We start from the raw sequence: 13,955 nt of genomic DNA on the forward strand, positions 1-13,955 counted from the left end.
CGGCCTCCAGCGGGCACACTTTGGCTATGAGCGGATGGACCAACGAAGCAGAGCAGCGCCGGCGCACCGAGCCGCCACTGCCCCCCGAGCTGTCGCCGCGCCGTGGCGCGGCCGCTTCCCGGGCGGGCGCGGGCGCCGTGGGCGGGGTTCCCCCGCAGCCTTCGTACGGCGGCGGATCCGGCGGCGACGGCTACGGGCCGCCCAGCACCGGCGGCGGACGCGGCCGGGGTTCCGGCCGCCGGCCCGGCAGCCGGGGCCGCATCGTGAAGTTCACGTTGCTGGGTCTGGTCGTGGCACTGCTGGTGGTGTCCGTGAGCACCTACTTCTGGGCCGACGGCAAGGTGCGCCGCGAGGTGGACCTCAGCAAGGTCGAGGACCGGCCGACCGGCGGCAAGGGCACGAACTACCTCATCGTCGGCTCCGACAGCCGCGAGGGGCTCTCCAAGGAGCAGGAGCAGGATCTGCACACCGGCGCCGCCGAGGGCAAGCGCACCGACTCGATGATGGTGCTGCACGTCGGTGACAACGGGAACACGATGCTCAGCCTGCCGCGTGACTCGTACGTCACCATCCCGGCCTTCACCGGCCAGCAGTCCCACAAGCGCTACCCCGCGGCCACCCACAAGCTGAACCGGGCCTACGCGGACGGCGGCCCCGAGCTGCTCACCCGGACCGTCGAGTTCAACACCGGTCTGCACATCGACCACTACGCCGAGATCGGCTTCTCCGGCTTCGTGAACCTGGTGGACGCGCTCGGCGGGGTCGACATGTGCCTCGACAAGCCGCTCAAGGACAAGGCGTCGGGCGCGGACTTCCCGGCCGGCTGCCAGACGCTGGACGGCAAGCAGGGTCTCGCCTTCGTCCGGCAGCGGCACCAGGAGGCCGACCAGGACCTGGGCCGGATGCGCAACCAGCAGAAGTTCCTGTCGTCGCTCGCCCACCAGGCGGCTTCGCCGGCCACCGTGCTGGACCCGTTCACGCTCTACCCGGTGATCAGCTCCGGCCTCGACACCCTCATCGTCGACAAGGACATGAGCCTGTGGAACATCACCTCGATGTTCTGGGCGATGAAGGGCGTGACCGGCGGCGACGGCAAGTCGATGACCGTTCCGATCTCCACCGCGAATCTGCCGACGCGCAACGACGGTGTCGCGGTGAAGTGGGACTCGGCGAAGTCGAAGCAGCTGTTCGCTCAGCTGAAGAACGACGAGACGGTCACGGTCTCCGGAAAGCAATAGCAGACATTCCGCCCGATTTGGTCGCTTCATCACCTAGGTGGCCCACAGAGCCCTCACAGCATTCCTATATGCTCAGCCGTTCGAACCGGCGGCTCTATAGGGGTGAGGCATGAAGACGGATGTTCCCGTCATAGTTCCCGTACTGGACAGACCGAGGTCCGGGAACGACGCCTCCGCGGCGCCGACGGGAAAACAGCCCGCCGACCGTACCGTCACTCCCATAAGAGTGGACTCGGTAACAGCGCTTCGCTGGTTCGCGGCCGCCGGTGTCTTCTCTTTCCACACCAAGGGCTATTTCAACGAAATACCCTCGCTGACCTCGCTCATGCAAATCGGATACGAAGGAGTGCCTTTCTTCTTCGTACTCTCCGGATTCGTCATGGCGTGGTCGGCGAAGCCCGGCGGGACCGCGCGCCAGTTCTACTGGCGGCGGTTCGCGCGCATCTGGCCGCTGCTGGCGGTGACCGCGGTCGTGGCGGGCCTCCTGGAGAAGCAGTGGTACGGCACGCCCTTCTCGTTCACCGGCCTGCTGTACACCCTGAGCTTCACCCAGGCGTGGACCACCGACCACTTCTTCACCGTCAACATCGTCACCTGGACGCTCTCGGTGGAAGCCTTCTTCTACCTGGCGTTCCCCCTGCTGTACAAGCTGCTCGACCGGTGTGCCTCCTGGTGCCTGGGCCTGATCGCGGTCCTCATGACGGCGGCCACGGCCGGCACCCGGCTGTGGCCCGTGTGGCACCACTACCCGGCCGCGACCGAGCGTCTGATCTTCGCCTCGCCGCTCGCGCTGACCCCGATGTTCGTCCTCGGGATCTGCGCCGCGGTGGCCGCCCGGCGCGGCTGGCGGCCGCCGGTAGGCGCCCGGGTCTCCATCGCCCTGCTGGCCGGAATGATCGCCCTCTGCTGGGCGTGGACCAGGCATCCGCACTGGGTTTCCCACGTCGTGCCGGCACCCGGAATGTTCGACGCGCTGTTCATGCCGATCTTCGCCCTGACCATAACGACGGTGGCATTGCGCGACGTACGGAGCGGTGCCTCCCTGCTGCGCCGCAAAGCCCTCGTGAAACTCGGGGAATGGTCGTTCGCCTTCTACATGTGTCATGCGATCGTGCTCCGGGCTTTCAGCCACTACGGCTCGGGAGCGAGTCCGGGAGTGCGGCACGACGCCCTCGTGGTCGCCATCATGCTTGTGAGTTCCGTCACCGCTGCGGCATTTCTCCATGAATGTGTGGAGAAGCCCGCCGAGCGCCGGCTGAAACGCCTGTGGACCCCCGGCAGAAAAGCCGCTGCCGTTCCCGCCTGAATGATCATCCCTGAATGATCGTTCAGGGATGATCACGCAAAAAGCCGGAGGCACTCAGCTGAGTGCCTCCGGCTTTTGTGTTCCGTACGGGGTTACTTCGGCAGGTTGCGCGCCATCACGATGCGCTGGACCTGGTTCGTGCCCTCGTAGATCTGGGTGATCTTGGCGTCGCGCATCATGCGCTCGACCGGGTAGTCGCGCGTGTAGCCGTAGCCGCCGAGCAGCTGGATGGCGTCGATGGTGACCTCCATCGCGACATCCGAGGCGTAGCACTTGGCGGCGGCACCGAAGAACGTCAGGTCCTCGTCCTTGGCACCACCGGAGGTGCGCTCGGACTTGGCGGCGGCCGCGTACGTCAGCTGGCGGGCGGCCTCCAGCTTCATGGCCATGTCGGCGAGCATGAACTGCACACCCTGGAACTCGGCGATGGCCTTGCCGAACTGCTTGCGCTCGTGGACGTACCCCTTGGCGTAGTCCAGGGCGCCCTGCGCGATACCGATCGCCTGGGCGGCGATGGTGACGCGGGTGTGGTCGAGGGTCTTCATCGCGGTGGCGAATCCGGTGCCCTCGGCGCCGATCATGCGGTCGGCGGGGATGCGCACGTTGTCGAGGTAGACCTCGCGGGTCGGCGAGCCCTTGATACCGAGCTTCTTCTCCGGGGCGCCGAAGGAGACGCCCTCGTCGGACTTCTCGACGACGAAGGCGCTGATGCCCTTGGAGCGCTTCTCGGGGTCGGTGACGGCCATCACCGTGTAGTACTCGCTGACGCCCGCGTTGGTGATCCAGCGCTTCACGCCGTTGAGGACGTAGAAGTCGCCGTCACGCACCGCGCGGGTCTTCATGCCGGCCGCGTCCGAGCCCGCCTCGGGCTCGGACAGGGCGTACGAGAACATCGCGTCGCCCTTGGCCAGCGGGCCGAGGTACTTCGCCTTGAGCTCCTCGGAGCCGGACAGGATCACCGGGAGCGAGCCGAGCTTGTTCACGGCCGGGATGAGGGAGGACGACGCGCAGACGCGGGCCACCTCCTCGATCACGATCACGGTGGCCAGGGCGTCCGCGCCCGCGCCGCCGTACTCCTCCGGGACGTGCACGGCGTGCAGGTCGGCCGCGATGAGCGCGTCGAGGGCCTCCTGCGGGAAGCGGCCCTCCTCGTCGACCTCGGTCGCGAAAGGTGCGATCTTCGCCTCGGCGAGCGAACGGACCGAGTCGCGGAGCATGTCGTGCTCCTCGGACGTCCGGTAGAGGTCGAAATCGGAAGAACCGGCCAAGGCTGTCTCACTCCCCGAGTGCTAACTACCGTTAAGTAACCCTACGATCGTAGGCCGGATCGAGCCGATCGGCCCGTCCGGCCCACGTGAGCTTCACGACACCTTGTTGCCCAGCCTGTCGAGGGTGTTCGACGCGACGTAGTCCGCCATCGTGTCGTTCCGCATCGCCTCCCACAGGGCCGACGTGCCGTTGCCGTCGAGCAGGACCACCGACTGGCCCTTGATCATGTCGAAGCCTGCGACGGGCGCGTTCATGAACGCCATGTCCGAGGACCTGACGTCCTTCATGCCCCAGATCAGGTCACGCAACTCGCCGTTCGAGAGCGAATCGTCGACGCTCACCGAGTTCGTCACCTCGTCCAGCATCCGCTTCGCCTTGAGCGGGTTGCTGAGGGTGTCCCCCGACAGCACCTTGTTCAGCACCGCGCGCAGGAAGTTCTGCTGCCGGTGGGTGCGGTCCAGGTCGCCGCGCGGCAGCCCGTACCGCTCCCGTACGTAGTCGAGTGCCTCGTCGCCGTCCATGTGGTGGGTGCCCGCGTCCCACATCCCGGCGCCGTTGCGCCGCGAGACGGTCTTGTCGACGGTGATGTCCACCCCGCCGACGGCGTCGGTCAGCTTCCGGAAGCCGCTCCAGTCGACGACCGCGAGATGGTCGATCTTCACCTTGGAGAGCCGCTGCACCGTGTCGATCAGCAGCGGCGGGCCGCCCCAGGAGAAGGCCGCGTTCAGCTTGGCGCTGCCGTGACCCGGGACCGCCACCCAGGAGTCACGGGGCAGCGAGACCACATACGCGTGCTTCCCGTCCTCCGGCAGGTGCACCAGCATCATCGTGTCGCTGCGCTGCGCACCCGGCTGCCACTCCGGCGCCTTCGCGCCCTTGCCGGTGGTCGGCAGGTCCGAGCGCGCGTCTATACCCACCAGGAGAAACGTTTGTCCTCCCTTGCTGGGCGCGGGTATCGCCGCGGCCGGCACATTCGTCGGGAACGCGTTCGGGATCCGGTCGACGCGGCCGGTGTAGTGCTCGTACGCGTACCAGCCCGTGCCGACGATCAGCAGCGCTCCGGTGCACAGCAGCACCACGGCGCTGAGCAGCACCCGACGGGTCCTGCGCCGCCGCCGGGCCCTGCGGACCGCTGTCTCCTGCGGGTCCTCCGCCACGCCGGGGACCAGGCCCCCGGTCTCCTCGGGTCCGTCCCCCTCGGGCTCGGCCGGACCGCCCGGCTCCGCCAGCCCATCCGCCTGATCGGCCCGCTCGGCCGCCCCCTCGTCCCGCTGACCCGCTTCGGGTCCCGCTGCCTTGGAGAGACCCACTCCGGGTCTCGGTACCGCATCCCCCTGGCCGGCTCGATCCACGGCCACCACCCCCTCGCACTGTCTACGCATTCTGTCCTTCCCGTGTGGACTCTGGCCATGGCCTCACCCTGGATTTCGCACACCAGGACGCGACTATGCTCTTCGCATGCCTCTGAAGCTCACCGTCATCGGCACCGGTTACCTCGGCGCCACCCACGCTGCCGCCATGGCCGAGCTCGGCTTCGAGGTACTGGGCCTGGACATCGACCCCCGCAAGATCGAGCTGCTGTCGGCCGGCAAGGTCCCGATGTACGAGCCGGGCCTCGAGGACCTGCTCGCCCGGCACGTGGCCGGCATCGCGGGATCCACCGGCCGGTTGAGCTTCACCACTTCGTGGGAAGAGATCGCCGAGTTCGGCGATGTCCACTTCGTCTGCGTCAACACCCCGCAGAAGCACGGCGAGTACGCCTGCGACATGTCCTACGTGGACAGCGCCTTCGAGCTGCTCGCCCCGCATCTGCGGCGGCCCGCCCTCGTCGTCGGCAAGTCCACCGTGCCGGTGGGCAGCGCCGCCCGGCTCGCCGCCCGGCTCGCCGAACTGGCCCCGGCCGGCGCCGACGCCGAGGTGGCCTGGAACCCCGAGTTCCTGCGCGAGGGCTTCGCCGTCCAGGACACCCTGCACCCCGACCGCGTCGTCGTGGGCGTCGCGAGCGCGCACGCCGAGAAGCTCCTGCGCGAGGTCTACGCGACGCCCGTGGCGGAAGGCACCCCGTTCGTCGTCGCCGACTACCCCACCGCCGAACTGGTCAAGACGGCCGCCAACGCGTTCCTCGCAACGAAGATCTCCTTCATCAACGCCATGGCCGAGGTCTGCGAGGCGGGCGACGGCGACGTCGTGAAGCTCGCCGAGGCCATCGGCCACGACGACCGGATCGGCCACAAGTTCCTGCGGGCCGGCATCGGCTTCGGCGGCGGCTGCCTCCCCAAGGACATCCGCGCGTTCATGGCCCGCGCCGGTGAACTCGGCGCCGACCAGGCCCTGACGTTCCTGCGCGAGGTCGACTCGATCAACATGCGGCGGCGCGGCCACATGGTCGAGCTCGCCCGCGAGGCGGTCGGCGGCGACAGCTTCCTCGGGAAGCGGATCGCGGTACTGGGCGCGGCCTTCAAGCCGGACTCCGACGACGTACGGGACTCGCCTGCGCTCAACGTGGCGGGCCAGATCCACCTCCAGGGCGGCCAGGTCACCGTCTACGACCCCAAGGGCATGGACAACGCCCGGCTGCTCTTCCCCACCCTCGGCTACGCGGCGACGGCGCTCGACGCGGTGCGCGGCGCGGACGTCGTTCTGCACCTCACCGAATGGCGCGAGTTCCAGGAACTCGACCCGGCGGCGCTGGGCGAGGTGGCGGCGACGCGGCACATCATCGACGGCCGCAACGCGCTGTCGCCTGCGGCGTGGCGTGCGGCGGGCTGGAAGTTCCGGGCGATGGGCCGGCCGTCCGCCTAGCCGTTGCCACTTGCCTGCCGGCGGCTTCCTGCCGCGCCTGGCCGCTTCGTGGTGGGTGCGGGGACCGGGCCCTCCGGGGCGGGGCTTCGAAATCGACTATTTACGGGCGTGGCCGCCCACAAATAGCTCGGCAGCATTTCGAAACCCCACCCCTGCGGACCCGTCCCCCTCACGTCCAAACCGTGAGCGGCTCGGGTTGGCGGACCCCCGACCGCAGGTTGCGGGTGGGTTCCCCGGGCGTCGCCTGCCACCTGCGAGTTGAGGACGCCCCCAGCGCAAGGCAGAGAGGCGATCTGCCGCTTGTGGGGGACTCGGACCCCGCAGCGTGGCGGTGTACGAGCGCGACCGCACCAGGACCAGCGGTCTGCACGGCTACCGGGTCGGCATCGACCCGGACGGCAGCCGGGCGCTCAAGCGGGGGCTAGGTAGTTGTACGACTCCGATAGGCGCGCATTTTGGCTCGGCTGCCGCAGATGGCCATCGTGCACCAGCGGCTGCGGCCTGCCGGACTCCGGTCGTAGTAGACCCAGCGGCAGCTGTGGGATGCGCATGCCTTGAGGCGTGGCCAGGTGCCGTCGGCGACGGCGGTGGCTATGCCCGCCGCGATGTGGGCGGTGAGGGCGGCGGCGCCGGTGAGACCGTCGGCGGGGCGTACGCCGGCCCCGCCCTCCGCGTCGATCGCGAGCAGCAGCGGCGCGGCGCGCAGTAGTCGTTCCAGTTCCGCTGCCGCGGGATCCGGTAGCCGTGTTCCCGTGTGGGCCTGGCAGGCATCACGCAGCGCTTCGCGGAGTGCGAGCACGTCATCGAGGTCGGCCGGGCCGAAGCTCAGGTCGGGCAGATCGTGGTGCCGCGCCCAGGCGTCGAGGTCGGCGGGAACGCGCAGTTGGTCCTCGGCCGACTCCAGGTCGACGGTGTTCGCCAGATCCTGGACCAGAAGGAGGAGTCCAGGAGCGGGGGCGCGTTCTCCGGGCTGCTCCACCCTTGCCACGTTACCTCCACTGGGCCATCATGAAGTAACGGTTACCGGTTGAACGCTCATAGCGGTAACGACATCGAGAGAGGTGTACTCCATGATCGGCAAGCTGGGTTCCGTGGTGCTGGACTGTCCCGACCCCAAGGCACTCGCCGCCTTCTACGCAGCCGTGCTGGGCGGTGATGTGGAGGAGGCCGACGACGACTGGGTGGTGCTGCGCGCCACCGACGGCGTCAAACTCTCGTTCCAGCGCGCCCCGCACCTGGTGGAGCCGCAGTGGCCCGACCCTCAGCGGCCGCAGCAGTTCCACATCGACGTGGCCGTGGAGAACATGGACGCGGCACAGGAAGCCGTACTCGCCCTCGGCGCAAAGCTCCTCGAGGACGACCACGACGGCAAGCGCAACTGGCGCGTCTTCTCCGACCCCGCCGGCCACCCCTTCTGCCTCTGCGTCTGCTGACGATCCCCACCACCTGCTCACGGAGGGAGCAGGAAGAGTGTGGGACCGGCTGATGTGAGGGGCGCCATCACCCGCTCCCCGCAGACGGCAGCGCACGTGAGGGGGCCGGGGCCGCAGGGATGGGTTTCGAAATGCTGCCGAGCTATTTGTGGGCCGCCAGGCCCGTAAATAGTCGATTTCGAAACCCACCCCGGAGGGCCCGGCCCCCGACCCACCGCACGCCGGTGCAAACCTGCAACCCGGCGCTAGCCGTCCAGCTCAGCAAGCGTCGCCAGCGACGGACCCCTCTTCGCCTGCGCCACGACGGCAACCGCTTCCGCGTCCCGCAACACCCGCACCGCGTTCCGCCACGTCAGCTTCGCCAGGTCCTCGTCCGACCAGCCCCTGCCCAGGAGTTCGGCGATGAGGTTCGGGTAGCCGGCGACGTCGTCCAGGCCCGACGGGGTGAAGGCCGTGCCGTCGAAGTCGCCGCCGAGGCCGAGGTGGTCGACGCCGGCCACCTCGCGCATGTGGTCGAGGTGGTCCGCGACCGTGGACGGTGTGGCGACGGGGCGCGGGTTCGCCGCCTCGTAGGCGCGCTGGACGGCCATGCCCGCGGGCGTGGTGTCGAGGTGGTGCAGACCGTTGGCCCGCATGTTCTCGTCGGCGGCCTGGGTCCAGGCGACCGCGTCCGTGAGGATGAACTTCGGGACGAAGGTGGCCATGGCGACGCCACCGTTGGCGGGCAGCAGGGCCAGGACGTCGTCCGGGATGTTGCGCACGTGGTCGCAGACGGCGCGCGCGGACGAGTGCGAGAAGATCACCGGCGCTTCGCTGACGCGCAGTGCGTCCCGCATGGTGTCGGCGGAGACGTGGGACAGGTCGACGAGCATGCCGCAGCGGTTCATCTCCCGGACGACCTCCTCACCGAAGGCGGTGAGGCCGCCCGCGCGACGCTCGTCGGTCGCCGAGTCCGCCCACGGGAGATTGTCGTTGTGGGTGAGCGTCATGTAGCGGACGCCGAGCTGGTGCAGGGCGCGCAGGGTGGCGAGCGAGCAGTTGATGCTGTGGCCGCCCTCGGCGCCCATGAGGGAGGCGATCCGGCCCTCGGCGCGCGCCGTCTCCATGTCGTCGGCGGTGAGCGCGAGCCGCAGGTCGTCGGTGTAGCGCTCGGTCATCCGGCGCACCACGTCGATCTGTTCGAGGGTCGCGGAGACCGCGTCGTCGCCGGCCAGGTCGCTGCGCACGTAGACCGACCAGAACTGCGCGCCGACGCCGCCGGCGCGCAGACGGGGGATGTCGGTGTGCAGCGAGGCGCTCTGGTCGGTGCCGATGTCGAGCCGGTCGAGGTCGTAGCGGACCTGCTCGCGCAGCGCCCACGGGAGGTCGTTGTGCCCGTCCACGACGGGGTGGGCGGCGAGCAGTTCCGTGGCGCGGGCGATCAGGTCCATCGGGTCTCCTTGGTTACTTGCCGAACCCGAAGCCTGCCGCACCCTGGACCTTGGCGCGCAGCCGCTTGCCCTTGTCGGTGGCCTGTTCGTTCAGCTCTTCCTGGAAGTGCCGCATCCTGCCGAGGAGTTCGGGGTCGTGGGCGGCGAGGATGCGGACGGCGAGGAGGCCCGCGTTACGCGCGCCCGCGACGGACACCGTGGCGACCGGGACGCCGGCCGGCATCTGGACGATGGACAGCAGCGAGTCCATGCCGTCGAGGTACTTCAGCGGTACGGGCACGCCGATGACCGGCAGCGGGGTGACGGAGGCGAGCATGCCCGGGAGGTGCGCGGCGCCGCCCGCGCCCGCGATGATCGCCTTGAGGCCGCGGCCGTCGGCCTGCTCGCCGTACGCGATCATCTCGCGCGGCATCCGGTGTGCCGAGACGACGTCGACCTCGTACGGGATCTCGAACTCGTCCAGCGCCTGGGCGGCGGCTTCCATGACGGGCCAGTCGGAGTCGGAGCCCATGACGATGCCGATGACAGGAGAGGTGCGCGCGTCAGCGCTCCCATAGGAGTGGGGGCCGGGCGACGGGTGGGCGGTCATTCGGTGATCGTTCCTCGCAGGTAGTCGGCCGCGTGCCGGGCGCGCTCGCGCACATCCGCCAGGTCGTCGCCGTAGGTGTTGACGTGGCCGACCTTGCGGCCCGGCTTCACGTCCTTGCCGTACATGTGGATCTTGAGCTGCGGGTCACGGGCCATGCAGTGCAGGTACGCGGAGTACATATCGGGGAAGTCGCCGCCGAGGACGTTGGCCATGACCGTCCACTTCGCGCGCGGGCGCGGGTCGCCGAGCGGCAGGTCCAGGACCGCGCGCACATGGTTGGCGAACTGGGAGGTCATCGCGCCGTCCTGGGTCCAGTGGCCGCTGTTGTGCGGGCGCATCGCCAGTTCGTTGACCAGGATCCGGCCGTCCCGGGTCTCGAACAGCTCGACCGCGAGGTGTCCGACGACGCCCAGCTCGGCGGCAATGGTCAGCGCGAGCTGCTGGGCCTGCGCGGACAGCTCGGCGCTGAGGTCGGGCGCCGGGGCGATGACGGTGTCGCACACCCCGTTGACCTGCACGGATTCCACGACCGGGTACGAGACGGCCTGGCCGTGCGGCGAGCGCACGACGTTGGCCGCCAGTTCCCGTACGAAGTCGACCTTCTCCTCCGCGAGCACCGGGACGCCGGCCAGGAACGGGTCCGCGGCCCCGTCCTCGTCACGCACGACCCACACGCCCTTGCCGTCGTACCCGCCGACCACGGTCTTGAGGACGACCGGGAAGCCGTCACCCTCCGCGGCGAACCGCGCGACGTCCGCCGGGTCCGTGACGATCCGGTGCCGCGGGCACGGCACCCCGATCTCGCTGAGCTTCGCCCGCATCACGCCCTTGTCGTGGGCGTGCTGCAGGGCGTCGGGTCCCGGGCGGACGGCGATGCCGTCCGCCTCCAGGACGCGCAGATGCTCGGTGGGGACGTGTTCGTGATCGAACGTGATCACGTCGCAGCCCTGCGCGAAGGCGCGGAGGGTCTCCAGATCGCGGTAGTCGCCGATGACGACATCGCTCACCACCTGCGCCGCCGAGTCCTGCGGGGTGTCGCTGAGGAGTTTGAACCTGATACCGAGCGGGATGCCCGCTTCGTGGGTCATACGGGCGAGCTGGCCGCCGCCGATCATGCCGACTACCGGGAATGTCACGTTCCCCAGGATATCGGGCGGGCGGACCCCCGAATGACGCCACCCACGGGCAGGCCCTCGGCCCGTGCGGTTAGCATGAAGAGCCAGTACGACTGGACCACGAGACCAGACCACGGGCCCCGGGCGGGTCACACCGACAGACAGGGCCGAGCGGATCATCATGAGCGGACGCCAGACCGTGCAGTCCCGTTTGGGGTCCCTGTACCGCGAGGTCGCCAAGTTCGGTGCGGTCGGTGGCGCGGGCGTCCTGGTGAACCTCGGGGTCTTCAACCTGGTCCGGCACACCACTGGTCTGCAGACGGTACGGGCGGGCATCATCGCCACCGCCGTATCGATTCTCTTCAACTACATCGGCTTCCGGTACTTCACCTACCGTGACCGCGACCGGAGCAGCCGCTCGAAGGAGCTGGGCCTCTTCCTGGGCTTCAGCGCCGTCGGCCTGGTCATCGAGAACGGCGTGCTCTACGTGGCGACGTACGGGTTCGGCTGGGACAGCTCGCTGCAGAGCAACATCTTCAAGTTCGCCGGCATCGGCGTGGCCACCCTCTTCCGCTTCTGGTCCTACCGGACCTGGGTCTTCAAGGCGCTGCCGGCCCGCGAGGTGGCGGAGCAGGCGGAGTCGATCCTCGCCTCGGCGGAGGCGGACACCGATTCCGCGCCGCACAGCCGCACCACGCAGTAGGTCCCCCGGCCTACGCGGGTGACGAGCCGGCGTCCCCTCGGGGCTTCCGCGGCTGCCCCGACGGATCCTCCTGGGCCAGGAAGAGCGCGAAGACCGGCGGCCGCTGCTGGAGCAGCTCCAGCCGCCCGCCGTCCGCCTCGGCCAGGTCACGGGCCACGGCCAGCCCCAGTCCGGTGGAGTTGCGGCCGCTGACCGTCCGCTCGAAGACCCGGGCGCCCAGGTCCGGCGGTACGCCCGGCCCGTCGTCCGTGACCTCCACGACGGCCTGGTTGCCGGTCACCCGGGTGTGCAGGCCGACCGTGCCGGCGCCGTGCATGAGCGAGTTCTCGATCAGGGTGGCCAGCACCTGGGAGACCGCCCCGGGGGTGCCGACGGCCCGCAGGCCCTGGGTGCCGGAGCGGATGATGGTGCGCCCCTCGCTCTGCGAGGCCGGGCGCCACTCCTCCATCTGCTGCTTGATCACGTCGTCGAGGTCGAAGTCGACCGCCGAGCCGGACCGCGGGTCGCGGGCGTTGGTCAGCAGCCGCTGCACCACATCGGTGAGCCGCTCGACCTGGCCCAGCGCGATCGTCGCCTCCTCCTTGACGGCGTCCTCGTCGTCCGCGGTGGCCACGATCTCCTCCAGCCGCATCGAGAGCGCCGTCAGGGGCGTCCGCAGCTGGTGCGAGGCGTCGGCGGCGAGCCGCCGCTCGGCGGTCAGCATCCGGCCGATCCGCTCCGCGCTCGCGTCCAGGACGTCGGCGATCCGGTCCAGCTCCGGCACCCCGTAGCGGCGGTGCCGCGGCCGCGGGTCGCCGGAGCCGAGCCGCTCGGCGGTCTCGGCGAGGTCGGTCAGCGGGCTGCCGAGCCGGCGGGCCTGCCGCACCGCGAGGATCACGGCCGCCAGCACCGCGAGCAGCGCCACGGCCAGGATGACCAGCAGGGTCCTGCCGATCTCCTGGCTGATCTTGGAACGGGACTCCTCGACGACCACGCTCGCGCCGTCGTCGCCGGTCTGGGTCGAGGTGATCACCCGGCCCGAGGGCCGGGTCCCGATCTCGATGGGCGCGCTGCCCGGGATCCGGACCACCGCGAACCGGTCGGCGGCCACCTGCTGCGCCAGCGAGCCGGTGTCGACCTTCTCCCCGCTGGCCCGGCGGCTGTCGACGCTGCCCGCCAGCCGGACCGCCTCGGAGTCGACGCTCTCCTGCGCGCTGCTCTCGATCGTGCGGGTCTCGACGATGACGAGCGAGAGCCCGAAGACCGCGATGACGACGAGGACGACAGCGAGCGTGGAGGAGATCAGTCGGCGGCGCATGGGTGAAGGGTGTCAGCCTTCGGCTAGTTCTTCTCGAACCGGAACCCCACACCGCGCACGGTGGAGATGTACCGGGGCGCGGTCGCGTCGTCGCCGAGCTTCTTGCGCAGCCAGGAGATGTGCATGTCGAGCGTCTTGGTCGACGACCACCATGTGGTGTCCCACACCTCGCGCATCAGCTGCTCGCGGGTGACGACCCGGCCCGCGTCGCGCACCAGGACCCGCAGGAGGTCGAACTCCTTCGCGGTGAGCTGCAGCTCGTCGTCGCCCATCCAGGCGCGGTGCGACTCGACGTCGATCCGCACTCCGTGGGTGGAGGGCTGCGGCGCGTCGGTGGTGCCGCGGCGCAGCAGCGCCCGGACCCGCGCCAGCAGTTCGGCGAGCCGGAACGGCTTGGTGACGTAGTCGTCGGCACCGGCGTCCAGGCCGACCACCGTGTCGACCTCGTCGGCACGGGCGGTGAGCACCAGCACCGGGAAGGTGTGTCCCTCGGTACGGATCCTGCGGCATACGTCGAGGCCGTCCATACCGGGCAGCCCCAGGTCGAGCACCACCAGATCGACGGCGCCCAACAGGGCGGCTTCGAGCGCGGTGGGCCCGTCCTCACGCACTTCGACCTCGTAGCCCTCGCGGCGCAGGGCGCGCGCGAGCGGTTCCGAGATGGATGCGTCGTCCTCGGCAAGAAGTACGCGGGTCATGGGCTTGATGGTAGTCCGCGTGGGCAGGGGCCGAGGTAGCGGTGCCAAGAGCCCTGTGAGGTAGGTCTCAAGACG

At 69.7% G+C, this 13,955-nt stretch carries 13 protein-coding genes; 5 read left to right on the plus strand and 8 right to left on the minus strand.

All coding sequences use genetic code 11. The features are described from left to right. Positions 1 to 26: 26 nt before the first annotated feature. Together C8250_RS18895 and C8250_RS18900 are read left to right on the plus strand one after the other, a co-directional pair. Positions 27 to 1,238 (plus strand): LCP family protein, encoded by a 1,212-nt coding sequence (locus tag C8250_RS18895; RefSeq protein ID WP_138356133.1) that lies wholly within the window; start codon positions 27 to 29, stop codon positions 1,236 to 1,238. A gap of 226 nt (positions 1,239 to 1,464) precedes the next feature. After that, on the plus strand, positions 1,465 to 2,544 hold the full coding sequence (locus C8250_RS18900) for an acyltransferase (RefSeq protein ID WP_187144897.1): 1,080 nt from the start codon (positions 1,465 to 1,467) through the stop codon (positions 2,542 to 2,544). Between the two features lie 92 nt (positions 2,545 to 2,636). Here the strand turns inward: C8250_RS18900 and C8250_RS18905 are convergent, their stop codons facing one another. Then, positions 2,637 to 3,812: an acyl-CoA dehydrogenase family protein gene (locus C8250_RS18905; RefSeq protein ID WP_138356131.1), complete on the minus strand. Its 1,176-nt coding sequence runs from the start codon at positions 3,810 to 3,812 to the stop codon at positions 2,637 to 2,639. A gap of 93 nt (positions 3,813 to 3,905) precedes the next feature. Then, positions 3,906 to 5,123 carry an LCP family protein gene (locus C8250_RS18910; protein WP_244809201.1) on the minus strand — a complete coding sequence of 406 codons (1,218 nt, stop codon included), beginning with the start codon at positions 5,121 to 5,123 and terminating at the stop codon, positions 3,906 to 3,908. Between the two features lie 148 nt (positions 5,124 to 5,271). On the opposite strand from C8250_RS18910, the gene C8250_RS18915 reads away from it, so the two are divergent. Further along, positions 5,272 to 6,615 (plus strand): UDP-glucose/GDP-mannose dehydrogenase family protein, encoded by a 1,344-nt coding sequence (locus C8250_RS18915; RefSeq protein WP_138356129.1) that lies wholly within the window; start codon positions 5,272 to 5,274, stop codon positions 6,613 to 6,615. Between the two features lie 421 nt (positions 6,616 to 7,036). Here the strand turns inward: C8250_RS18915 and C8250_RS18920 are convergent, their stop codons facing one another. Further along, positions 7,037 to 7,594: a CGNR zinc finger domain-containing protein gene (locus C8250_RS18920; protein ID WP_138356128.1), complete on the minus strand. Its 558-nt coding sequence runs from the start codon at positions 7,592 to 7,594 to the stop codon at positions 7,037 to 7,039. A gap of 91 nt (positions 7,595 to 7,685) precedes the next feature. Here C8250_RS18920 and C8250_RS18925 point away from each other — a divergent pair, with 91 nt between their 5' ends. Continuing rightward, positions 7,686 to 8,048, plus strand: coding sequence for a VOC family protein (locus tag C8250_RS18925; protein WP_138356127.1), 363 nt, complete (start codon positions 7,686 to 7,688; stop codon positions 8,046 to 8,048). A gap of 245 nt (positions 8,049 to 8,293) precedes the next feature. Here the strand turns inward: C8250_RS18925 and C8250_RS18930 are convergent, their stop codons facing one another. From C8250_RS18930 to C8250_RS18940, 3 genes are read right to left on the minus strand one after another with little or no spacing between them, the layout of a single operon-like run. Next, on the minus strand, positions 8,294 to 9,478 hold the full coding sequence (locus tag C8250_RS18930) for a dipeptidase (RefSeq protein ID WP_138356126.1): 1,185 nt from the start codon (positions 9,476 to 9,478) through the stop codon (positions 8,294 to 8,296). 13 nt (positions 9,479 to 9,491) lie between these two features. Then, on the minus strand, positions 9,492 to 10,067 hold the full coding sequence (purE, locus tag C8250_RS18935; RefSeq protein WP_138356125.1) for a 5-(carboxyamino)imidazole ribonucleotide mutase: 576 nt from the start codon (positions 10,065 to 10,067) through the stop codon (positions 9,492 to 9,494). Beyond that, a complete protein-coding gene (locus C8250_RS18940) occupies positions 10,064 to 11,203 on the minus strand; it encodes a 5-(carboxyamino)imidazole ribonucleotide synthase (RefSeq protein ID WP_138356124.1) in 1,140 nt (379 codons plus the stop codon). Before C8250_RS18940 ends, purE begins: the two co-directional genes overlap by 4 nt. 160 nt (positions 11,204 to 11,363) lie before the next feature. Between C8250_RS18940 and C8250_RS18945 the strand changes: the two genes are divergently transcribed. Further along, the gene (locus C8250_RS18945; protein WP_138356123.1) at positions 11,364 to 11,885 is read left to right on the plus strand and encodes a GtrA family protein; all 522 of its coding nucleotides are present in this window, start codon (positions 11,364 to 11,366) and stop codon (positions 11,883 to 11,885) included. Between the two features lie 10 nt (positions 11,886 to 11,895). Here the strand turns inward: C8250_RS18945 and C8250_RS18950 are convergent, their stop codons facing one another. Then, the gene (locus C8250_RS18950; protein ID WP_138356122.1) at positions 11,896 to 13,182 is read right to left on the minus strand and encodes an ATP-binding protein; all 1,287 of its coding nucleotides are present in this window, start codon (positions 13,180 to 13,182) and stop codon (positions 11,896 to 11,898) included. A 23-nt stretch (positions 13,183 to 13,205) separates the two neighbouring features. Next, a complete protein-coding gene (locus C8250_RS18955; RefSeq protein ID WP_138356121.1) occupies positions 13,206 to 13,880 on the minus strand; it encodes a response regulator transcription factor in 675 nt (224 codons plus the stop codon). Positions 13,881 to 13,955 lie beyond the last annotated feature (75 nt).

Source organism: Streptomyces sp. So13.3 (assembly GCF_005860785.2).
Classification (GTDB): Bacteria; Actinomycetota; Actinomycetes; order Streptomycetales; family Streptomycetaceae; genus Actinacidiphila; species Actinacidiphila fildesensis.